Annotated in this window: 19 protein-coding genes; 12 read left to right on the top strand and 7 right to left on the bottom strand. The window is 69.9% G+C overall.

Features of this window, described 5'->3' with window-relative positions; all coding sequences use genetic code 11:
• Positions 1 to 45: 45 nt before the first annotated feature.
• Complete coding sequence (locus tag LCH29_RS14445; RefSeq protein ID WP_446462125.1) at positions 46 to 1,596, bottom strand: purine-cytosine permease family protein; 1,551 nt, start codon at positions 1,594 to 1,596, stop codon at positions 46 to 48.
• Between the two features lie 308 nt (positions 1,597 to 1,904).
• On the opposite strand from LCH29_RS14445, the gene LCH29_RS14440 reads away from it, so the two are divergent.
• The 4 genes from LCH29_RS14440 (at position 1,905) to allB (ending at position 7,715) form a co-directional block, all read left to right on the top strand.
• A complete protein-coding gene (locus LCH29_RS14440) occupies positions 1,905 to 2,453 on the top strand; it encodes a hypothetical protein (protein ID WP_446462124.1) in 549 nt (182 codons plus the stop codon).
• Between the two features lie 1,601 nt (positions 2,454 to 4,054).
• On the top strand, positions 4,055 to 5,536 hold the full coding sequence (locus tag LCH29_RS14435; protein ID WP_446462222.1) for an NCS1 family nucleobase:cation symporter-1: 1,482 nt from the start codon (positions 4,055 to 4,057) through the stop codon (positions 5,534 to 5,536).
• Positions 5,537 to 5,559: 23 nt separating this feature from the next.
• On the top strand, positions 5,560 to 6,282 hold the full coding sequence (locus LCH29_RS14430) for an aspartate/glutamate racemase family protein (protein WP_446462123.1): 723 nt from the start codon (positions 5,560 to 5,562) through the stop codon (positions 6,280 to 6,282).
• A 92-nt stretch (positions 6,283 to 6,374) separates the two neighbouring features.
• Entirely contained in the window at positions 6,375 to 7,715 is a 1,341-nt protein-coding gene (gene allB / locus LCH29_RS14425) for an allantoinase AllB (RefSeq protein WP_446462122.1), read from the top strand.
• Here allB and LCH29_RS14420 read toward each other — a convergent pair.
• Both LCH29_RS14420 and LCH29_RS14415 read right to left on the bottom strand, forming a co-directional pair.
• Positions 7,672 to 8,025 carry a 4-hydroxythreonine-4-phosphate dehydrogenase PdxA gene (locus LCH29_RS14420; protein WP_446462121.1) on the bottom strand — a complete coding sequence of 118 codons (354 nt, stop codon included), beginning with the start codon at positions 8,023 to 8,025 and terminating at the stop codon, positions 7,672 to 7,674. The genes allB and LCH29_RS14420 overlap by 44 nt on opposite strands.
• Positions 7,932 to 8,450: a hypothetical protein gene (locus LCH29_RS14415; protein ID WP_446462231.1), complete on the bottom strand. Its 519-nt coding sequence runs from the start codon at positions 8,448 to 8,450 to the stop codon at positions 7,932 to 7,934. Before LCH29_RS14415 ends, LCH29_RS14420 begins: the two co-directional genes overlap by 94 nt.
• Positions 8,451 to 9,121: 671 nt before the next feature.
• Here LCH29_RS14415 and LCH29_RS14410 point away from each other — a divergent pair.
• The 3 genes from LCH29_RS14410 to LCH29_RS14400 all read left to right on the top strand — a co-directional run bounded on the left by LCH29_RS14410 (position 9,122) and on the right by LCH29_RS14400 (position 10,998).
• The gene (locus LCH29_RS14410; RefSeq protein ID WP_446462120.1) at positions 9,122 to 9,592 is read left to right on the top strand and encodes an aldo/keto reductase; all 471 of its coding nucleotides are present in this window, start codon (positions 9,122 to 9,124) and stop codon (positions 9,590 to 9,592) included.
• A 44-nt stretch (positions 9,593 to 9,636) separates the two neighbouring features.
• Entirely contained in the window at positions 9,637 to 10,422 is a 786-nt protein-coding gene (locus LCH29_RS14405; protein WP_446462119.1) for an HpcH/HpaI aldolase family protein, read from the top strand.
• Between the two features lie 231 nt (positions 10,423 to 10,653).
• Complete coding sequence (locus LCH29_RS14400; protein WP_446462118.1) at positions 10,654 to 10,998, top strand: hypothetical protein; 345 nt, start codon at positions 10,654 to 10,656, stop codon at positions 10,996 to 10,998.
• A gap of 16 nt (positions 10,999 to 11,014) precedes the next feature.
• Here the strand turns inward: LCH29_RS14400 and LCH29_RS14395 are convergent, their stop codons facing one another.
• The 4 genes from LCH29_RS14395 to LCH29_RS14380 form a co-directional block, all read right to left on the bottom strand.
• On the bottom strand, positions 11,015 to 12,523 hold the full coding sequence (locus LCH29_RS14395; protein ID WP_446462117.1) for a peptide MFS transporter: 1,509 nt from the start codon (positions 12,521 to 12,523) through the stop codon (positions 11,015 to 11,017).
• On the bottom strand, positions 12,520 to 13,971 hold the full coding sequence (locus LCH29_RS14390; protein WP_446462116.1) for an NAD(P)/FAD-dependent oxidoreductase: 1,452 nt from the start codon (positions 13,969 to 13,971) through the stop codon (positions 12,520 to 12,522). Before LCH29_RS14390 ends, LCH29_RS14395 begins: the two co-directional genes overlap by 4 nt.
• A gap of 49 nt (positions 13,972 to 14,020) precedes the next feature.
• Positions 14,021 to 14,593 (bottom strand): XRE family transcriptional regulator, encoded by a 573-nt coding sequence (locus LCH29_RS14385; RefSeq protein ID WP_446462115.1) that lies wholly within the window; start codon positions 14,591 to 14,593, stop codon positions 14,021 to 14,023.
• Between the two features lie 114 nt (positions 14,594 to 14,707).
• Positions 14,708 to 16,060, bottom strand: a complete 1,353-nt coding sequence (locus LCH29_RS14380) for a mucin-1 (protein WP_446462114.1) — start codon at positions 16,058 to 16,060, stop codon at positions 14,708 to 14,710.
• 180 nt (positions 16,061 to 16,240) lie between these two features.
• Between LCH29_RS14380 and LCH29_RS14375 the strand changes: the two genes are divergently transcribed.
• From LCH29_RS14375 to LCH29_RS14355, 5 genes are all read left to right on the top strand, one after another.
• Positions 16,241 to 17,260, top strand: a complete 1,020-nt coding sequence (locus tag LCH29_RS14375; protein ID WP_446462113.1) for a LacI family DNA-binding transcriptional regulator — start codon at positions 16,241 to 16,243, stop codon at positions 17,258 to 17,260.
• Between the two features lie 100 nt (positions 17,261 to 17,360).
• Positions 17,361 to 18,704 carry an ABC transporter substrate-binding protein gene (locus LCH29_RS14370; protein WP_446462112.1) on the top strand — a complete coding sequence of 448 codons (1,344 nt, stop codon included), beginning with the start codon at positions 17,361 to 17,363 and terminating at the stop codon, positions 18,702 to 18,704.
• A gap of 165 nt (positions 18,705 to 18,869) precedes the next feature.
• Complete coding sequence (locus tag LCH29_RS14365; protein ID WP_446462111.1) at positions 18,870 to 19,802, top strand: carbohydrate ABC transporter permease; 933 nt, start codon at positions 18,870 to 18,872, stop codon at positions 19,800 to 19,802.
• 6 nt (positions 19,803 to 19,808) lie between these two features.
• Positions 19,809 to 20,660, top strand: coding sequence for a carbohydrate ABC transporter permease (locus tag LCH29_RS14360; protein ID WP_446462110.1), 852 nt, complete (start codon positions 19,809 to 19,811; stop codon positions 20,658 to 20,660).
• A gap of 61 nt (positions 20,661 to 20,721) precedes the next feature.
• On the top strand, positions 20,722 to 21,249 hold the full coding sequence (locus tag LCH29_RS14355; protein WP_446462109.1) for a DUF3592 domain-containing protein: 528 nt from the start codon (positions 20,722 to 20,724) through the stop codon (positions 21,247 to 21,249).
• Positions 21,250 to 21,255: the final 6 nt, after the last annotated feature.

Here is a 21,255-nt window from a genome sequence, read left to right as displayed (position 1 = left end):
TTCCAGATGACGTAATTGCACGCAAAAAGGGATGAAGGGTGCTATTCAGGTATGCTCGGGAGCGGTCGCGGGGGCGGAGGAGCCGTCGGAGCCGCCAGGGGAGTCGGTGATGGGCGGGGTGTCGGCGGCGGAGGCCCGCACGACGCGGGGGCCGTCCGGCCCGTACACCGCGCGCGGTTCGGGAAACGCGGCCAGCAGGCCGAGGTAGCTCACGGCCGCGAGGGCGAGGCCGACCGGCAGGGAGATGTCGGCCCCGTTCGCGAGGTCGCCCAGCGGGCCGACGAACTGGCCCGGCAGGTTCACGAAGAGCAGCGCCACGACGGCGGACACCAGCCAGGCGGACATCCCGCGCCAGTTCCAGCCGTGGGTGAACCAGTAACGGCCGCCGCGCTGACGGCGGTTGAAGACCTGGAGTGCCTCCGCGTCGTACCAGCCACGGCGGGTGACATAGCCCAGAACCATCACGATCATCCAGGGCGCGGTGCAGGTGACGATCAGCGTCGCGAAGGTGGAGATGGACTGGGTGAGGTTCAGGGCGAACCGGCCGAGGAAGACGAACACGATCGACAGTGTCCCGATGAGGAAGGTCGCCCGGACCCGGCTGAAGCGCGGAAAGACGCTGGAGAAGTCGAGGCCGGTGCCGTAGAGCGCCGTGGTGCCGGTGGACAGGCCGCCGATCAGCGCGATCAGGCACAGCGGCAGGAAGTACCAGCCGGGCGAGATCGCCAGCAGCCCGCCGACGTAGTTGGGGGCGGCCGGGTCGATGTACGTGGCGGCCTTCGTGGCGATGATCGAGGCGGTGGCCAGGCCGAAGACGAACGGCAGCAGGGTGGCGAGCTGGGCGAGGAACGCGGCGCCCATCACCCGGCGGCGCGGTGTCGCGGCCGGGATGTAGCGGGACCAGTCACCGAGGAAGGCGCCGAAGGAGACCGGGTTGGACAGCACGATCAGTGCGGCGCCGATGAACGACGGCCAGAACAGCGGGTCGGCGGTCGAATCGAAGGTACCCGCGTAGCCGGGGTCGAAATCGTCGCCGAAGGCGACGGCGCCCAGCACGAAGAGCGCCGAAGCGGCCGTCACGGCAACCTTGTTGACCAGCAGCATGAAGCGGAAGCCGTAGATGCAGACGACGAGGACGAGGACCGCGAACACCGCGTAGGCGGCGCCGTACGAAACCTCCGACTCCGGTACGTCGGCGAGCCGGTGGGCCCCGCCGATCAGCGCGTCACCCGAGGACCACACCGAGATCGAGAAGAACGCGATCGCGGTGAGCAGCGAGAGGAACGAGCCGACGATCCGGCCGTGCACTCCCAGGTGTGCCGAGGACGAGACCGCGTTGTTCGTGCCGTTCGCCGGGCCGAACAGCGCCATGGGGGCGAGCAGCAGCGCCCCGGCGAGCAGGCCGAGGACGGTCGCCGCGAGACCTTGCAGGAAGGACAGCCCCAACAGGACGGGAAAGGCGCCGAGTACGCACGTCGCGAAGGTGTTGGCGCCGCCGAAAGCCAGCCGGAAGAGGTCGATCGGGCGGGCCGACCGGTCCTCGTCCGGTATGCGTTCGACGCCATGGGTCTCGATCTCGGTGATCGACGTGGTCACGGGCTTCACCCTCCGGTCCGGCTGTGGCCTTGCCCCGTGGTCAGGGACGGGGCCACAGTCTGCGTCCCGCCCCTGACCAGCGGCAACCGTCGGTGGGGCGGTGGATGGGGGAGCGAATCCGCTGCCGCCGACCCCTTGACGGCGCAGTTGCGTAAAAACTACGTTTCGCTGCACGGAATAAGGGCCTGGGGCCGGTTATCAATCGGTCGGCTGCCACCATGCCAGGCGTCCGCGAGTCATGGTTGGCGGACGAACACACGGGCAGACTCTCCACCCTTGTCCGGCGATACGACTCGGGATATAGACCAATGACGGAGGCAGAAGGCATCACAGCATGGCGCTCCCGTGCGATCCACCGACTGGCTGAGGCCCGAAGGAACGGCAACCAGGCCAAGGCGAAGGAGATCGTCGCCGAGCTGATGGACGTGCATGTCGCCCTGGGCGAGCGGCGCACCGGCACGAGCGAGGAACAGCGCACCTACCTGCTCGCGCGCAGCACCAGAACGCCTCTGCCGGAACTGGCAGACGTGGGCATCGACACGAACGAGTGGCCGCTGCCCCCGCACTCTTTGCCTGCGCTCGCCAAGCCGCTACCGGCCTCCCCCGCCACCGAGGAACGCATCTCCAGCATGTTCGCCGCCGCCGGGCCACTCACAGGCCGACGCCCACCTGGTCCGCGGTGGGAAGCCCGCTACCGGCCGCAGGATCGCCAGGTGTGGCGTGGGAAGCCACTGCCGTGGGCCATCTGGGACACCGAACTCAATCAGGCGGTCACGTACCACCCGGACCAGGAACTCGCTGAGTATCAGGCCAGCCAGGCGTCCGACACCCTCGCGAAGCGAAGGGAACCGACCTGACTATCAGTCATCGACACGGCGCGCCCGTCAAGATGTGACCCACCCGGGGGACGAGAAGGTCTAGTCTGTCCACACGATTACCGTCAGCGATCATGTTCGTCTTCCCAGACGGGAAGCGGCCGGCGGTAGCAACCACCACAGCCACACAACCGAAAAGCCCCGCCGCTCGGCTGCAAATTGGCGTCCAACCTTCGCAGCAGAGCACCCGGCGGGGCTCATTCGGGAGACCTAGCTAGAGGACTGGTCTCGATGACGACCAATGTACCCGCCCGCAGGCGGGAACACGCAAAGAGTAGGCCCACCGGGCGGCGCGTCGTGCGCCGGCGTCCGGTGGGCCTGAGTGCGTTCGTTGGTCGGTGTGGTCTGTCCCTCTCGACGGAGGTCTGCCTTACGCGTTCGGCGATCGTGGCACCCGTTTCGTCCGTCTCTCCCCCTCCGGAGGTCGTCATGACCTAGTTCCTGCCGGAGGCTCGCAGGCTCCGGTCCCGTTGTGGCGACGGGTCCAGTCCCAGCCAGTCCTCCAGGCCGACCACTCGATGTGGCGTCGAGCTGCCGGCCGCTTCGTTACTCGGACCTTGCACGAGGCCCGTTAGGCCCGCACAAACGTGCGGTTTTCACTCACCAACCCCCTGCTGAGGGTCTTTTTATGCCCTCGGGAGGACCGAGAGCACGGAGTCATGATGCCGCACGTCCTCGCGCGTGGCCAGTCCATCCCGGCGACGCGCCGACAATTCAATCGGGATCGTTTCGGCGCCGCATCGCAATCGCGTCGTCGCCCCATCGCGCCGCGGACCGCCGCGTCCATCACCAAGGGCTTGTCCGCGGCCAGCGCGCGGCTGCTGCTCGAAGGGGACGTGGACGGCCGGTACCCGGGGCGCAACGACAGCGAGGAGGGCTACCGGCTGACCATGGCCCTGGCCGCCGGAGCCTCGCAGCCGGGCCGTGAGTGGATGCCCGCAGACTTCTACCGGGCGCTGCTGTACACCCCTACTCCGGGCGGTGAGTGGGCCCGTCGGCTGATGCGGCGCAAAGGTCAGCAGTATGCCGAGAGCAAGCTCGCCTGGATGCTGACGAAGGCCCGCAGCTTCGTGCGGCAGGAGGAGCCCATCACCTGCCGCCAGAGCGCCTGGGAGGCCGTTGAGCGGGTGCGCAGGGCCGTCGAAGGCGGAGTGTGGCTGTCGCGGAACGGGGGTGAGACGGACTTGAAGAACCTGGCGGTCCGCCTGGACTTGTGCGAGCGCGGCGGTGGCCTGGACCACGAACTGTCTGCGCGTCGGCAGTCGGAGCTGATGGGGTGCGCCTTGCGCACCGCGGTGAAGAGCAACCGGCGCTTGAAGAAGGCCGGGTGGCTGCTGCTGGAGAAGTCCGGTGCCAGGTCGGAGCAGGGGTCTCGGTGGAAGCTGGCCATCCCGGCTGAGGAGAACCCGCGTGATGCAGGAGTGACACACCCCCCAGCCACGGAAGGTGCTGGGGGGGCAGGCCCCCGTGTGTCAGTCGCGCACACCGACACCCGGGCCCTCGTTCGCCTCGCTGGTCACGACGCCTTTTCCGCTTTATGGAAAGTCCGGGCGTGCGCCACCTACTCCCCTCTGGAGCGCCGTATGACTGCTGTACATGACCGATCGCGCGTGGATGCCGAGGGCGCTGTCAGCTCCGGGCTGTACACGTACGATCTCGCCCCGACCAAGAAGGAGGGGCGCCGTTGGGGCGCCTATAACGTCTTCACGCTCTGGGCCAACGATGTACACAGTCTCGGAAATTACGCCTTCGCCATCGGCCTCTTCGCGCTCGGGCTCAACGTATGGGGCATTCTGGCGGCCTTCGCGCTCGCCTCCGTCCTGCTCTTTCTCCTGCTGACGCTGTCCGGCTTCATGGGGCACAAGACGGGCGTCCCCTTTCCCGTCATGGGCCGTATGGCGTTCGGTATCAAGGGGGCGAAGATCCCGGCCGTCGTCCGTGGCGCCGTCGCCATCGCCTGGTTCGGCATCCAGACCTACCTCGCCTCTTCGGTCCTGAGCGCCCTTCTCGTCGCGATGTTTCCCGGACTTCGCTCCATGGACGCGAACTCCCTGCTCGGTCAGTCGACGCTCGGCTGGATCACCTTCCTGGCCCTGTGGACCCTCCAAATCCTCGTCGTGAGCTACGGGATGCAGATGATCCGGCGGTACATGGCCTTCGCGGCGCCCACGACCCTGATCACCATGTGCGCCCTCGCGGTCTGGATGTTCGTGCGCGCGGACGGTTCGATCGCGCTGTCCGTCGACGAGCCGCTCATCGGCGCCGAGATGTGGCTCCAGATCCTTCAGGGCGCCGCGCTGTGGGTGGTGATCTACGGAACGTTCGTGCTCAACTTCTGCGACTTCACCCGGTCCGCGAAGAGCCGCGGCTCCATCGTCCGCGGAAACGTGATCGGTATCCCGGTGAACATGCTCTTCTTCGCCGTCATCGTCGTGGTGCTCAGCGGGGCGCAGTTCAAGCTCGACGGGCACGTCATCACCAGTCCCACGGACATCGTCCGGACGATCCCGAACGAGCTCCTGCTGGCCGCGGCCTCGCTCGCGCTCATCACCCTGACGATCGCGGTGAACCTGCTGGCCAACTTCGTGGCACCGATCTACGCGCTGATCGACCTCTTCCCCCGCCGGCTGAACTTCCGCCGGGCCGGTCTGGTGAGCGCGGTCATCGGCCTGGTGATCCTGCCGTGGAACCTCTACAACAACCCGGTCGTGGTGAACTACTTCCTCGGCGGGCTCGGCGCCCTGCTCGGACCGCTGTTCGGCGTGATCATGGCGGACTACTGGCTCCTGCGGAAGTCCCGCGTGAACGTGCCCCACCTCTACACCGACGACGCGCAGGGTGAGTACCACTACCGCCGCGGCTACAACCCCCGGGCCATCTGGGCCTTCGTCCCCACCGCCGCGATCGCGGTCATGATGGCCCTGGCACCCTTGTTCCACGCCGTGGCCGGGTTCTCCTGGTTCATCGGCGCCATCCTCGCCGCTGCGCTGTACGCGGTCATCGCGGACCGCACGGTGCCGCTGCGGGACGTGGACGGCGAAGCCATCGCCGTCGCCGCCGAATGAACCACTCAGGAGAAGGCTGAACGATGCGCATCCTCGTTGTGAACGTCAACACCACACAGTCCATCACCGACTCGATCGGCGAGCAGGCGGCCGGTGTGGCATCGCCCGGTACCGAGATCATTCCGCTGACGCCCGCCTTCGGGGCGGAGTCGGTCGAGGGCAATTACGAGAGCTATCTCGCCGCCATCGCCGTGATGGAGACCGTCCGCGCCCACCCGGAGCCGTTCGACGCCGTGATCCAGGCCGGATATGGCGAACACGGCCGGGAAGGGCTACAGGAACTGCTCGACGTCCCGGTGGTCGACATCACCGAGGCGGCCGCGAGCACCGCCCAGTTCCTCGGCCGCCGCTACTCCGTCGTGACGACCCTCGACCGCACGGTCCCGTTGATCGAGGAGCGCCTCCACTCCGCCGGTCTGAGCGCCCGGTGCGCCTCCGTGCGGGCCAGCGGACTCGCCGTACTCGATCTGGAACGGGACGAGACCGCCGCCGTCGACGCCATCGTCGAGCAGGCCGCCCGTGCGGTGGAGGAAGACCGGGCGGAGGTGATCTGCCTGGGCTGCGGCGGCATGTCCGGCCTCACCGAACGCGTCGTCGACCGTACCGGGGTCCCCGTCGTCGACGGGGTGACGGCGGCCGTGACGATCGCCGAGTCCCTCGTCCGCCTCGGCCTGTCCACCTCCAAGGTGCGCACCTACGCACCCCCGCGGCCCAAGAAGATCGTCAATTGGCCCCCACGGGCGTGATGGCACGGGCGACCGCGCATCGGGGAAGAACGCGTAACGAAGAACACGTAACGAAGAACACGCAAGGAAGAACACGTAAGAAGGAGCGTCCGTTGCCCGACATACAGCTGGTCCTGCGCTCGACACGCGTTGTCACCCCTGAGGGCATGCGCCCCGCGTCCGTGACCGTCGCCGACGGCCGGATCGTGGACGTGCTGCCCTACGACGCCGAGGTGCCGGCGGGGGCGCGGCTGGAGGACGTCGGTGATGACGCCGTGCTGCCCGGCCTCGTCGACACCCACGTCCATGTGAACGACCCCGGGCGCAGCGACTGGGAGGGCTTCTGGACCGCCACCCGGGCGGCAGCCGCCGGCGGCATCACCACCCTCATCGACATGCCGCTCAACTCGCTGCCTCCCACCACCACCCTCGACAACTTGCGCGTCAAGCAGGAGGTGGCCCGCTCCAAGGCACACATCGACACCGGCTTCTGGGGTGGTGCGATCCCCGGCAACGTGAGCGACCTGCGGCAGCTGCACGAAGCGGGCGTCTTCGGCTTCAAGTGCTTCCTCTCGCCCTCTGGCGTCGAGGAGTTCCCGGAGCTCGACCCGGCCCAACTGACCGCCGCCATAGCGGAGATCGCCTCCTGCGACGGGCTGCTGATCGTGCACGCGGAGGACCCGGGCCACCTGGCCGCCGCTCCGCAGCGGGGCGGCGCCGCCTACGCCGACTTCCTGGCTTCCCGACCCCGGGCGGCCGAGAACGACGCCATCGCCCTCTTGATCAAACTTGCCCGTGCGTACGAGGCCCGCGTGCATGTACTGCACCTGTCCTCCAGCGACGCCCTGCCGCTGCTCGCCGACGCGCGGCGCGAAGGCGTCCGCGTCACGGCGGAGACGTGCCCCCACTTCCTCACCCTCACCGCCGAGGACGTCCCGGACGGCGCCACCGAGTTCAAGTGCTGTCCGCCCATCCGCGAGCGCGAGAACCAGGACGCCCTCTGGCAGGGCCTGGCCGACGGCACCCTCGACTGCGTCGTCTCCGACCACTCGCCCTGCACCACCGACCTCAAGACCCCCGACTTCGGCACGGCCTGGGGCGGAATCTCCTCACTCCAGCTCGGGCTCCCCGTCGTCTGGACCGCCGCCCGCGAGCGGGGCCACGGCCTGGAGGACATCGCCCGCTGGATGTCCCACGGCCCCGCACAGGTGGCCGGTCTGCCCCACAAGGGTGCCATCGCCCCCGGCCATGACGCCGACTTCGCGGTCGTCGCCCCCGAGGAGACCTTCACCGTGGACCCTGGCCGCCTCCACCACCGCAACCAGATCACCGCCTACGCGGGCAAGACCTTGCACGGCGTCGTCCGCGGAACCTGGTTGCGCGGTGAACGGATCGCCGAGGGCGGGCGCGTCACCCAGCGGGCCGGCCGGCTGATCGAGCGGCACACCGCATGACCGCGGCGGCTCTGAACGGCTCGCCGTTCAGAGCACCGGAGCGGCGGGCACCGTAGCCGTCCCGGCCGCCTGGCGCAGCGCCTCGACCATGCTGCCGGGCTCCGCCGTGCCCGTTCCGGCGATGTTGACGGCGTCGATCAGGCCGATGTGCGTGGTGAACGTGGATGACCTTCACCTTCTCGGTGGAGAGCATCATCGAGACCTCCTCGGTCCCGGTCAGGTGGGCGAGGAGTTCGGTGTGGCCGGGGTAGATGTGGCCCGCGGCGTGCAGGGCCCCCTTGTTGAGCGGCGCGGTGCAGATGGGGTGCACCTCTCTGCCACGGCGAGTTCGGCGGCGCGCTCGGCGTACGCGTACGCGGCGCCGCCCGCGACCGCCGACCTGCCCCAGGGCAGGTCGGCGGGGAGCAGACCGAGGTCGACCACGGTGACGCGGCCGGGAGTGAACTCGGCGTCCCGCGGGTGGTCGACGGCGGCGATCTCGCAGTCCAGGCCGAGGAGGCGGGCGGCCTCGCGCAGCCGCCGCGCGTCGCCGATGACGACGGGACGGCAGCGGGTCAGGACGGCCTCGTCGAGCAGCGGCGACGACGACCTCGGGGCCGATCCCGGCGCCGTCGCCCATGGTGACGGCGATGAGGGGGAGGGGGTGGCATGCGAACAACTCCTGGGCGGTGAGGGGACGGTGGCGGGCTGCCGGGGCGGCCCCGCCGAGCACGGCGGGATGCGCGATCCGCGCAACCGCGCAACCGCGCAACCGCGCAACCGCGCAACCGCGCAACCGCGCCGCCGGGCTCCGCGGTCCGCACGACGAAGGGCAACGGGATGCGGTCCCGGGCGGGCACGGTGCGCCGCGCCGCGCGCGGCACCGCCCGTGTGGCGCGTGCCGTGTCGGCGGGTGGCAGGCGACGGGTGCCCAGGTTCACGACGAGGTCGCGCGCGGCAGTGACCGCGGTCACATCGACGGCGCCCGTGTCGGACGGGTCGCCCGCGAGCGCGGCAGCGTACGGCAGTACGGGCGGCGAGACGGATGGGCGTACGGGTGGGGCGGGGGAGCCGCGGAACGGAACCTCCTCGGGCGTGCCCGGCGGCGGGCGGCCCGGTGAGGATCATGGCATAATCTGCGTGAAATGCGCGAGAACTCTTGCGTGTTTTACGCAATCGTGCGAGCGTTCCCGTGGCGCCGAGGCCGTCACCCACGGACCGCGTCGCCGTGCGGACGCGATGCGTACGGGCCTACACAGCACGTTGCGCCGCGCTCGTCCGCAGCTCAGTAAACCGCCGGGAACCACCGCAGCAACCGGTCGAGGCCCCGTAGCCGCACGACACCTCCAGATGCGCACATCACGCATGAGATCGCGCACGAGCACGAAACCGCACCACCCGCACCGCCCGCCTCGGAAGGAACCGCCGTGACCGTCGGCCTCGAACTCCCGCAGGTCCCCGTCCCGTTGTCGCGTCTCGTCCTCGGCACGATGACCTTCGGCGACACCACCGACCGCGCGACGGCCGCAGCCATGCTGGACGCCGCGCTCGACGCGGGCATCACCGGTGTGGACACCGCCAACGGCTACGCGGACGGCGAGAGCGAGCGCATTCTCGCCGAGCTGCTGCCCGGCCGCCGCGACCAGGTGGTTCTCGCCACCAAGGCCGGCATCCCGCACCCCGACCAGGGCGCGCACGCGCCGCTGTCCCCCGAGGGCCTGCGCGCCGCGCTCGACGGGAGCCTCAAGCGCCTGGGCACCGACCCCGTCGACGTCTTCTACCTGCACCAGCCGGACCGCGGGACGCCGCTCACCGACCCGCTGCCCGCGGACGTCCTGGCCGCCTGCGACGAGGCCGGCGCCCGGCTGCGCGGCCCGATGCCCGCCTACCACCGCTGATCCAGCTGACCTCGCCGCCCACCTCGCAAGGGAGACAGACACCCATGGCCACCGGCCGCACTTCCGCCGAGTTCATCGCCGCGCTGCGCAATCGTGAGCAGCTCATCGGCTACTGGTCGCTGCTCGACGCGCCGATCGCCGCCGAACGCCTTGCCCGCGTCGGCTACGACTACCTGGCGTTCGACGCCCAGCACGGTCTCTTCGGCTACCAGGGCATGCTGAACAACCTCCTCGCCACCGACACCAAGGGCAGCACCGCCGTCGGCATGGTGCGCGTGGAGGCCAACGACCTCACCTACATCGGCAAGGCGCTCGACGCGGGGGCGAGCGCCGTCATCGTGCCGCTGATCGACAACGCCCGGGACGCCGCCGATGCCGTCGCCGCCGTCCGCTACCCGCCGGTGGGTCGCCGTTCGTACGGCCCGATGCGCGCTCAGCTGCGGATCGGCCCGAACCCGGCGGACACCCACGAACAGACCGCGGTCCTCGCGATGATCGAGACGGCGGACGGCCTGGCCAACGTCGAGGAGATCTGCGCGACCCCCGGCCTGGACGGTGTCTACGTCGGCCCGTCCGACCTGCGCCTGGCCGTCGGCGGCGCGACCTCCACCGACCCGTCCGTAGAGGATGAGTTCGAACAGGCCCTCACCCGCGTCCGCAAGGCGGCCGAGGCGGCGGGCATCGCGGCCGGCATCCACAACGCCGACGGCGCGAGCGCCGCCCGTCGCCTCGCCGAGGGCTTCACGTTCGCGTCCGTCGCGGCCGATGTCGTGCACCTCCAGCAGATCGCGACGTCCCACCTGGAGGCGGCACGCGGAGGGGCGCGCTGATGCCGACCACGCTCATCACGACGCGACCTTCGCCCGGCATTCGGCGCGCCCCTGGCAGATCCTGGTCGAGGCCGGAGCGGGTCCCCTGCGCCCCTACGAGGACGTGGCGCTCCCCACCGCCGAACTCCTCGAGCACGCGGCCGGAGCGGATGCGCTGATCGTCGGCCTGGCCCTCGCCGCGCCCTGCCGTTCACCGCCTTCGGGTACGGCACCGAGCAGCTCGCGAGCGGAATGAGCTTCCAGATCCCCGCGGGCACGGTCGGCATCGCCCTCGCCATGTTCGGCATCACGGGTGTCGGCGCCGACGAGATGACGACGTACACGTACTGGTGCCTGGAGAAGGGCTACGCCCGCTGGACCGGCCCCGACGACGGCACCGATCGCTCGCCTTCGGACAACCCAAACGATTGGGTAGCGGAAACGGTGGACCCAAACGATTGGGCCGAACGTTTGGGTGCTACCCAAGACCCCGCGGGAGGCCATGTCAACAGCCACGGCAAAGAATCTTGTACGACGCGAACGGCGGCACGACGGCCGGGCGGCGGCGCTGTGCTACGCCGCCGCCCGGCCGTGTGACCGCCTGAAACCCGGCTCAGGGCTCCAGCCCCGACCGCAGCAGACGTCCCACCGGGCGGCGCGTGGCGAGCAGGGCCAGGCCGATGCCGATGCCGCACACGGCGGTGACGGTGAAGTACGAGGCGTTGTCGATCGCGGTGAAGAGCTGCCCCAGCAGGCCCGCGAGGGAGGAACCCAGGGCGAGTGTGAGGAAGTTGAGCCCGACCATCTGGGACCGGAACGTCTCCGGACCGATGCGCGTGGCCAGGGACAGCCCGATCGGGCCGACGAAGACCTCCGAGGAGCCCGCCATCATCATGAACAACAGGACGAGGGCCAAGGGAATGTCGGCCTTCCCGGTGGCCTCGGAGATGATGAGCAGGAACAGATATGCGCAGCCGATCTGGATCAGCCCGATGGCGACCTTGACCACCGGGCCGGGCTGGCGGTCTCCCAGGGTCTTCCACATCCTGGCGATGAGCGGGGTGACGAGGACGGCCGCCAGCGGGCTGACGGTCGTGACCCAGGCGACCGGGAAGGTCCAGTCGCCGATGTGCAGGTCGATGCGTTCGGTGATGAGGACCGAGATCGCCGTGAACTTCTGGAACAGGAAGCCGAAGTACACCCCGGAGGCGAGGAAGAGGGGAAGGTAGCCGAGGATGCGCCGGCGCTCGTCGCGGCTGACCGCCGACGACGTGGTCATGGTGAGGAAGTAGACGGCGGCGGCCACCAGCGCGGCGATGGTCACCACGGTGGACAGGTTCTCCGCCCGCAGCAGGTCGGTGACGATGGCGCCACCGATGGCCGCGAGGGCGGCGAGGGCCGCCAGGGCGACGAGCGGACGGCGGCCCGCGGGGAGCGGGTTGTTGACGGTCCGGGCGCGCTCGGGGAGTTTCTTCATCGAGACGATGTACTGGACGAGCGCCGCGCCCATGCCGGTCGCCGCGAGGCCGAATCCGAGGTGGAAACCGACCTCGTTCTGGGCGAGGCCGGTGGTGAGCGGGCCGACCACGGCACCGATGTTGATGGCCATGTAGAAGTACGAGAACCCGGCGTCCCGGTAGCGCTCGTCCTGGTGCTGGTCCAGGACGAAGCCGACGATCGAGGTGATGTTCGTCTTCAGCGCGCCGGTGCCGAGGACGATGCACACCAGACCGACGCCGAGGCCGGTCAGGCCGGGTGCGAAGGCGAGCACGAGGTGTCCGGCGGTGATGACGACGGCGCCGTACAGCACCATGTTCTGCGGGCTGACGAGCCGGTCGCCAAGCCAGGCGCCGAGGATCTGGGAGAGGTAGACGGCGCCGCCGTAGGCGCCGACGATGCCCGTCGCGACGGCCGGGGCCAGGGCCAGGCCGCCGTCGTGGAGCGCGTAGAGCAGGTAGAACGAGAGGATGCCCTGGAGGCCGTAGAAGGAGTAGCGCTCCCAGAGTTCGGTGAAGGCCATGCTCACCAGGCCGCGCCGGAGGCGGTGTCCGGGCACCTCGGCCGGTGTCCTGCCGGTCTCACGGTCGACCGTGGTGGTGGTGTGGTGCGGTGTGTTCTTCATTCGCTGAGTCCTGCCAGTCGCGATCCGAAACGGGCGATGAGGGAGGTGTCCTGGGAGTGGCGGCTCTCCTCCCACCGGTCGGCGAAGCCGAAGAGCCGGTACATGGCGTGGACGCCGATCCAGCGCAGCGGTTCGGGTTCCCAGCGGCCCGAGTCGTGGTCGTTCCAGGGCAGCCGGGTCAGCGCGGTGTCCCGCCCGGCCGCCCGGTCCAGCAGGGTCCGTGCGGCGAGCTGGGTCGCGGTCACCCCGTGTCCGGCGAAACCGCGCGCGACCCCGATCCCGGTGGCGGGGTCGAAGGTGATGCCGGCGCACCAGTCGCGGGTCACGCCGATGGCGCCCCGCCAGGCGTGCTCGACGGTGAACCGCACGTCGGGGAAGAACAGGTGGAGGCGTTCCCGCAGGGTGCGCACCGTACGGGCGTCCACGCCGCCCTGCCCCGGAGTACCGGAGTTGAAGGCGTACGGCGTGCCGCGGCCGCCGATGGCGATGCGGTCGTCGGCGGTGCGCTGGGCGTAGACGAAGGTGTGTGCGGCGTCGCCCAGGCATTCCCGGTTCTGCCAGCCGATCCGCTCCCAGACGCTCGCGGGGAGCTGATGGGTGACGACCATCGAGGAGTTGACGGGGATGAGGTCACGGCTGCCGAGGCCGCGGGCGTCGCTTTCGACCGTGCCGGAGTACGCCTCCAGGCAGGTCAGGATGGTCCTGGCACGCACGGTTCCGCGCTCGGTGGTGACGGCGCCGGGCGCGATGCGCGTGGCGCGGGTGCCTTCGAGGATGCGTACGCCCTTGGCTTCCGCCACCGCCGCGAGGCCGTGGACGAGCTTGGCGGGGTCGACCCGGGCGGTGGTGCGGGTGAGCATGCCGCCCAGCGCGGGGCGGATGGCGATCCGCTTCCGTACGGCCTCGGCGTCGAGGAGTTCGATGTCCTCCGCGCGGTATCCGGCCGCGAGGTCGGCGGCGTGGGTGAGTTCGAGGCGCTTCATCGCGGCCGGAGTGGTGGCCACGCGCAGGTGCCCGCCCCGGTGCTGGTCCGCCTGGATGCCCTCCTCGTCGAGGATGCGGAGGGTGTCGTCGACGGCCCCGTTCATCTCCCGCTGGAAGGCGGCGATGGCCGCGGCCCCGTCCTCGCCGCGCCTGCGCGCGGCCTTGGCGTACACCGCCCGGTTGCCCGGGATGAGGGGTGAGAGCCAGCCGCCGTTGCGCCCGGAGGCGCCGTAGCCGACCTCTTCGGCCTCCAGGACGGTGATCTTCGCGCCGGGGGAGTCCACGGCGGCGAGGTAGGCGGCCCAGAGCCCGGTCAGACCGCCGCCGACGATGACGAGGTCCTGTTCCTCCTCGGGCAGGCCCGCGGCCCGGCGTCGGCGCTGCGGCAGGTCGGCGGTCGGCCCGTCCGCGGTACGGGAGGCCGCCATCCAGTGCGATATCTCGCCGTTTCGATACGCGGTCATGAGTGTCTCCAACGGTGGGCGACCAGCGGTGTTCCGGTGGCGCGGAGGGTCAGTAGGTGGGCGGCGCGATCGCCCACAGCACCCGGGCCTCTTCCGTGCCCGTGACCTCGACGACCCGGTGGGGGTCGCTGCTGAGGTAGTGGATCGAGTCGAAGGCGGAGAGCCTGTGGGACTGTTCGCGGACCCACACCTCCACCTCGCCGGACAGCACCAGGAGCAGTTCTTCGGAGCTGCCGTGGGTGTAGGGCTCCACACCGGTCGACCCCCCCGGCGCGAAGTGGCCGAGGAGCACTTCCAGATGGTCGAAGGCCCCCGGGGTGAGCTTGATCTTCGTGGCGCCCTCGCCGAAGGACATGCCGTGGGTGTCGCGGAACCGCAGGACCGGGCTGGCCGCGGAGCCATCCTGGTCGAAGAGGTCGCCGACGCTCAGCTTGAGTACCTCGCACAGCCGCTGGAGGGTGCGCACGCTCGCGTTGACCTGGTCGCGCTCGACCTGGGAGAGATGCCCCTCGGTGAGGCCGGTCCGGTCGGCCACGTCCTTGAGCGTTAACCGGAGGGCCCGCCTGCGGCGCCGCAGACGGTTACCGACGCCGGTGGGGGAGTCCGGTTGCGTGTTCGTCATGGGCGGGAACGTAACAAGGCTGCGGCCTGATCACAAGAGGTATTGCCCTCATCAAAGTTTTCTTAGATGAGGGCATGAGGGTGCCGGGACTCGCCGTGCGACGTGGTGGGCCTGTCAGCGCGTCGCAGGTCCCGGCCATACGGCGGAGGCGTCGTCCCGGTCGGGATCCGGCAGCCGGACGGGGCGGACGGGGAGGGTGCGGGTGCGTCCCTCCGCCCGTCCTTCCGTCACCGCCGTCCAGGGGGCGGGGCGGCCCGCGTAGCACAGGGTGGTCAGGACGAAGACGCCGTCGGCGTAGACCTCGACGTACTCGCCGACGGTGAGGATCCGCAGGGTCGCGGCGGGTTCGGTCAGGACGGTCTCGCCCAGCGGTACGCCGACGGGGCCGGTGACCCAGAGGTTCTTGCCGTCGCACCCGACGACCAGGGCGGGGCCGTCCTCGCCGGTGCGCAGGGTGATCTCCACGCGCCCGGAGACCTCCACATCACCGACGGCGTGCGGCACCGGTTCCGTCGTCTCCTCCAGCAGCCAGGCGTCCAGTCCGGCCCACCACTCCAGGCGGGGTGCCGAACCGTCCGGTGTGACAAGGGACTTGGGCTGGGCCAGCATGCCGCGGCAGCGTTCGCCGGAGTCGGTGAGGCCGACCCGGCGGGGGGTCGTGTGCAGGACGACGCGGGAGCCGTCGGGGGCGGCGATGACGCGCGGGGCGTAGGAGCCGGTCGGGCCGAGCGGACCACGGTGGGTCCACGGTCCCCGCAGCCGTGGCGCGGTCCACGCCTCGAACCCGCGGGTCGCGCCGATCGAGCCGATCAGCAGCCAGCTGCCGTCGTCGAGACGTTCGAGGACCGGGCACTCCAACTCGTCCACGTCGCCGGGCGAGATGAGCGGCGGGTGGACCGTCCAGTGCTCCAGGTCGTCCGACGTCGCCCAGGCGACACAGCCGCTGACCTCGACGGGCAGGGACGCGTCGGCGGCGCAGACGACCATGACCCAGCCGTCCGACGCGTCGTCACGTACGACGAACGGGTCGCGCCATCCCATGCGTTCACCGGTGCGGTACCAGCGGGCGTCCGCCTCGACGACCGGCCCGGTGCCGTGGCGGCGCCAGCCGGTGCCGTCGGTGCGGTCGGAGTACGCGAGCCCGACGGACTGGAGCGGCCAGCCGCCTGCCGTCAGTCCGCTCACGCCCGTGTAGAACATCGCCATTCCGCCGCCGTGCGGGACGAGATGCATGGTCCACACCGCCTGCTGGTCGAAGCGTCCGGGCAGGCCGTTGCCGAAGACGGTGCCCTCGGGCCGCCAGCCGACCAGGTCGGTGGAGGTGGCCCGGCCGTACGAGGTCTCCATCCGCAGGTGGTCGAACTCGCTCGTCCACGGGCCCTGGAGGTGCAGCACCGCGTAGGTGCCGTCCTCGTCGCGGAGCAGGGCGAAGTCGTTCACGCAGAGGCCGGGCGGGGCGTATCGCATGCACAGTTCCTGTCGGCTCGCAGCGCTCAAACGCGTGCGCTGACTATGGACCTCAAAGATCTCTTTTGGGAATCGGCCCAAGTAAAACTCAACGCAAACGCTTGCGCAACAACGAGGCCGGGCTTACGGTCTCGTCACCCCCAGATCACACCGATGTGAAACAGACGGGAGAAACGCGCTGTGAGCGTCAGCATCACCGATGTCGCCCGCGCCGCCGGAGTCTCGGCGTCCACCGTGTCCCGAGCGCTGCGCGGCCGGCCGGGCGTCTCCGGCGAGGTCGCGGCGCAGATCACGGAAGTCGCCGCACGGCTCGGCTATACGGCGTCCCGTTCGGCGTCCAGCCTGGCCAGCGGGCGCACCTTCACCATCGGGGTGGTGGTGCCGTACGTGGGCCGCTGGTTCTTCGGCACCGTGCTGGACGCCGCCGAGCACGTGTTCAGCGCCGCCGGGTACGACGTTCTGCTGTACAACCTGGGCTCGCCGGAGACCCGCAAGCGGTTCTTCACCAAGATGCCGGTCCGCAAGCGGGTGGACGCCGTGTTCTCGCTGCTCATCCCCGACGAGGAGGAGTCGGCCGCGCTGCGTTCGCTCGGGGTGCCGCTGGCCACCACGGTCGGCGGCGCCCGGCCCGGCTTCACCGTGGTCGGCATCGACGACCGGGCCGGGACGGAGAGCGCCGTACGGCATCTGGTGAACCTCGGCCACCGCCGGATCGGCATGATCAGCGGGTCGAGCGGGCCGCAGCACTGGACCACACCCATCACGCGCCGTCAGGCGTACCTGGACGTGCTGGCCGACGCCGGGATCGCGCACGACCCGGCGCTGGAGGCGGACGGCGACTACACCGTCGAGGGCGGCGAGCGGGCCATGACCGAACTGCTCGCCGCCTCCCGGCCGCCGACCGCCGTGTTCGCGCAGTCCGACGAGATGGCGATGGGCGCCCTGCGCGCCCTGCGGCGGCACCGGCTGACGGTGCCGGACGACGTGTCCGTCGTCGGCTTCGACGACCACGAACTCGCCGACGTGGTCGGGCTGACGACCGTCGCCCAGCCGGTCGCCGGGCAGGGCGCCGAGGCCGCCCGGCTGCTGCTGCGGCAGCTCGACGAGCCGGACGCCGGGCAGCCCGGGCATGTGCATATGCCCATCCGTCTCGTCCTGCGCGAGACCACCGCCCCACCGCGCCCGCGCGGACCCCAGTAAACCTCCCCGGCTACGCCGCCGGGCCCCCGACGTCCCACGACCCCAACGCCGGAAAGCACCCGAGTACCACGGACCCTCGCACCGCACGGAGGCACGAACCATGAGCTCGACCAACAGAAGGTACCGCCGCACCGCCTGTACGGGCCTGGCCCTCGTCCTGCCCCTCGCGGCACTGGCCGCCTGCGGCGGCGGCAGCGGCGCCGACGTATCCGCTGAGGCGGGCAGCGGGAAGGGCACCATCAGCGTCTGGGCCCACCAGGGGCAGAAGAACGAGAGCACCGCCCTGCGGAAGGCGGTGAAGTCCTTCAACTCCTCCCAGCACAAGATCAAGGTCGAGCTGAAGCTCATCCCCACCAACGACTACACCAAGACCATCACCGCCACCGACGCCTCCAAGCTGCCGGACGTGATGGAGTTCGACGGCCCGACCATGGCGAACTTCGTCTACAACAAGAAGCTCGCCCCCATGGACTCCTACGTCTCCGCGAAGACGATGTCCAACGCCACCGACGCCGGCAAGGCACAGGGCGAGATCGACGGCAAGCACTACGGCCTGGGCATGTACGACGCCGGGCTCGGCGTCTACGGCAACAAGAAGCTGTTGGACGCGGCCGGGGTCAAATACCCGACGAACCTGTCCGACGACTGGACCGCCACCGAGTTCACGGCCGCGCTCAAGGCGCTCAAGGCCAAGGACTCCGACGGCAAGGTCGTCGACCTCCAGGAGAACAGCGGCTACGCCAATGAGTGGGGCACCTTCGGCTTCGCACCGGTCCTCTGGTCGGCGGGCGGCTCCCTGCTGAAGGACGGCAAGGCGGAGGGCGCCCTGGACACGTCCGCCGCGGTGTCGGCGATGAAGACCCTCCAGTCCTGGAAGCCGTACACCGACCCCAACACCGACGGCAACGCCTTCGCCAAGGGCCGCGTCGCGCTGAGCTGGGTCGGCCACTGGATGTACCCCGCCTACAGCAAGGCCCTCGGCGACGACCTCGTCGTGCTGCCGCTGCCCGACTTCGGCAACGGCCCCAAGACCGGCCAGGGCTCGTGGGCCTGGGGCATCGGCGCGAACTCCAAGAACGCCAAGGCGGCCGGGACCTTCCTCGACACCCTGCTGAACGACACCAACGTCACCGCGATGACGACGGCCAACGGGGCCCCGCCCGCCACCAAGTCCGCGTTGGCCAAGAGCGAGCTGTACCAGCGGGGCGGCCCGCTCCAGCTCTTCGCCGACCAGCTCGCCAAGCCCTGCGGCGACAGCGACGTCACCAAGACTTGCGTCGCCGTGACCCGCCCGGTCACCGCCGGATACCCCACGGTCACCGCCAAGTTCAGCGACGCCCTGAACGCGATATACGGCGGTGCCGACCCCAAGAGCGCCCTGGAGAAGGCCGCCCGCGCCATCGACCGGGACTTCTCCGACAACGCCGGTTACAAGATCCCGTAATCCCGTATCCCGCAATCCCGTAGGACGCTTCGGCCGGGACGGGACCGCTCACGACGCGCATCACGTGTCACGGCGGCACGCCCGTCCCGGCCGGGAACAGGACTCCCCGTGAAGACCGTGGAACCCGCGCCCGCCGCGCCAGCCGAAACGGAGCAAGGCCCGCCCGTGAGCTCCGTGAAACGCTCGCGGCCGGTGCGCAAGAACCGGGACTGGGCGCACGGACTGCTCATGTCCACGCCCGCCGTCGCCGGACTCATCGCCTTCGTCGGCATCCCGTTCGGCTACGCCGTCGTCCTCTCCTTCTACAACGTGCGCCTCGGCTCCCCGCTGGAGCCCACCTTCTTCGGGATCGAGCAGTACCGGCGCCTGTTCACCGACCCGGACCTGTCCGGCCCGTTCCTGCGGGCCCTGCTCAACAACCTCACCTTCGCCGCGGTCGTCGTACCGCTCCAGACGGCCCTGGCGCTGGCCCTGGCCATCCTGCTCAACCGCAAGCTGAAGGCGATCGGGCTGTTCCGGTCGCTGTTCTTCATGCCGGTCGTCTTCCCCATGACGCTGGTCGCCGTGATCTGGCGGCTCATCCTCGCCCGCAGCGACCAGGGTCTGCTCAACTCCGCGCTGCACACGGTGAGCTTCGGCAACTGGGGCGCCTTCGACTGGCTCGGCGACGGCGCCACCGCGATGGCCTCGATCATCGTCTTGTCGGTGTGGCAGGGCGTCGGCTTCCAGATGGTCATCCTGCTCGCCGGGCTCCAGCAGATCCCCGGCGAGCTCTACGAGGCCGCCGAACTCGACCGGGCCACCCGGTGGCAGCAGTTCCGCCACGTCACCCTGCCCGGCATCCGCGGCACCCTCGTCTTCGTCGCCATGCTGACCTCCGTGCTGTCCTTCCGGGTCTTCGACCAGGTCTACGTCCTCATCCACGGCGGAGGTCTCGACGAGGACGCCACCCGCACGGTCATGTACCAGGCCGTCACCACCGCCTTCGACCAGAACAACATCGGCCAGGCGTCCGCGATCACGGTCGTCTTCTTCCTGATCGTCGTCGCCCTGACCCTCATCCAGCGCCGCCTCGTCCGGCCCGACAACGAGGACTGACCCACGATGGCCACGCCCCGCGCGTCCCGCGCGCCCCTGCGCCGTTTCGCCGACTACGCCGTCCTCGGTGTCCTGGCGTTCATCTTCGTGCTGCCCGTCCTGTACCTGCTCCTGGGCAGCCTCAAGCCCTCGGACGAGGTGCTGAACGGCCTGACCGGCTTCCTCCCCACCCACCTGTCCTTCGACAACTACGCGACCGTCCTGGACGCCCTCAACTCCGACAGCACCGGCTACTTCTGGCGCTTCATGGGTGTCTCACTGCTCGTCGCGTTCGTGGTCGTGACCGGCGGCCTCTTCGTCAACTCGATGGCCGCGTACGGCATGTCACGGCTGAAGTGGCGCGGCCGGGAAACCGTCTTCACGCTCGTGCTGTTGCTGATGCTGGTCCCGTTCGAGTCGGTGGCCGTGCCGCTCTTCTACATGTTCAACGACCAGCGCGACACCGTCTTCATCCAGGCGGTCCCGTTCATCGCCAACGCCTTCTCGATCTACCAGTTCCACACCTTTTTCCGCTCGATCCCGCCGAGCATCGAGGAGGCGGCCCGGCTGGACGGCGCCGGCCCCTGGCGCACGTTCTTCGCGGTCATCGTGCCGATGTCGAAGCCGGTGTTCGCCTCGGTCGCCATCCTCACCTTCCTCATGCAGTGGGGTTCGTTCCTCTGGCCGGTCCTGATGGTCTCCGACCCCTCCGTCCGCCCCCTGCCCCTGGAAATGAGCGTCTTCCAGGGCCAGGAGCCCCCGGACTGGGGCCAGATCCTCGCCTTCGGCGTCCTCCTCGTCCTGCCCGTCCTGATCGTCTTCGCCTTCTTCCAGCGCTGGTTCGTCCAGGGCGTGGCCAGCTCCGCCGTCAAGGGCTGAGTCCCCGCGTCCGCACCGGCGACTGCTGCCGTCCTTCGTGTCGCCGCCGGGGGGCGGGAGCATGGCGACCGGGAAGTCAGGGATAACGTCCCTCTCACACCGGACAAGTGAGGGGGACGTCGTGAGGTTTCAGGTACGTGGGCGGGTTGGCCGCCGGCGGATCACGTTCGTGGTGATCGCGTTCGGGGCGCTGTTCTTGGTCATCGGGCTGATCCTCGCGGGGGTGTCGGCGTCGTTCCTGGCGGATGCGAAACGTGCCCGGGGGACCGTGGTGTCCTTGGAGTGGCGGAACGACGACGTCGCATCCCGCAGGACGCAGGCGGACGACAAGCCCGCGGCGTACCCGGTGGTCGAGTTCACGTCGGCGGACGGCGCGCCGAGGAAGTTCGAGGACTCCACGGGATCCAACCCACCGTCGTACGAGGTGGGTGAGCGGGTCGAGGTGCTCTACCACCCGGGTTCCCCCGAGGACGCGCGGATCAATGGCTTCCTCTCGCTGTGGCTGCTGCCGCTGATCTTCGGTGGGATCGGGCTCGTGATCGCAGGGATCGGGACGGGCGTTGCGTTGGCGACGCGAGGGCGTTCCTAGGCCGCG

It is taken from the genome of Streptomyces sp. BRA346 (assembly GCF_052851135.1).
Note: the sequence above shows the minus strand (reverse complement) of the source record. Positions and strands in the feature narration are given on the sequence as shown.

Excerpts from the sequence above, each read along its gene's own strand:
- LCH29_RS14380 (WP_446462114.1), bottom strand. The coding sequence starts at position 16,060 with ATGCGATACGCCCCGCCCGGCCTCTGCGTGAACGACTTCGCCCTGCTC.
- LCH29_RS14405 (WP_446462119.1), top strand. The coding sequence starts at position 9,637 with ATGGCCACCGGCCGCACTTCCGCCGAGTTCATCGCCGCGCTGCGCAAT.
- LCH29_RS14390 (WP_446462116.1), bottom strand. The coding sequence starts at position 13,971 with ATGACCGCGTATCGAAACGGCGAGATATCGCACTGGATGGCGGCCTCC.
- LCH29_RS14400 (WP_446462118.1), top strand. The coding sequence starts at position 10,654 with ATGAGCTTCCAGATCCCCGCGGGCACGGTCGGCATCGCCCTCGCCATG.
- LCH29_RS14360 (WP_446462110.1), top strand. The coding sequence starts at position 19,809 with ATGGCCACGCCCCGCGCGTCCCGCGCGCCCCTGCGCCGTTTCGCCGAC.
- LCH29_RS14355 (WP_446462109.1), top strand. The coding sequence starts at position 20,722 with ATGGCGACCGGGAAGTCAGGGATAACGTCCCTCTCACACCGGACAAGT.
- LCH29_RS14435 (WP_446462222.1), top strand. The coding sequence starts at position 4,055 with ATGACTGCTGTACATGACCGATCGCGCGTGGATGCCGAGGGCGCTGTC.
- LCH29_RS14430 (WP_446462123.1), top strand. The coding sequence starts at position 5,560 with ATGCGCATCCTCGTTGTGAACGTCAACACCACACAGTCCATCACCGAC.
- LCH29_RS14385 (WP_446462115.1), bottom strand. The coding sequence starts at position 14,593 with ATGACGAACACGCAACCGGACTCCCCCACCGGCGTCGGTAACCGTCTG.
- LCH29_RS14370 (WP_446462112.1), top strand. The coding sequence starts at position 17,361 with ATGAGCTCGACCAACAGAAGGTACCGCCGCACCGCCTGTACGGGCCTG.
- LCH29_RS14440 (WP_446462124.1), top strand. The coding sequence starts at position 1,905 with ATGACGGAGGCAGAAGGCATCACAGCATGGCGCTCCCGTGCGATCCAC.
- LCH29_RS14395 (WP_446462117.1), bottom strand. The coding sequence starts at position 12,523 with ATGAAGAACACACCGCACCACACCACCACCACGGTCGACCGTGAGACC.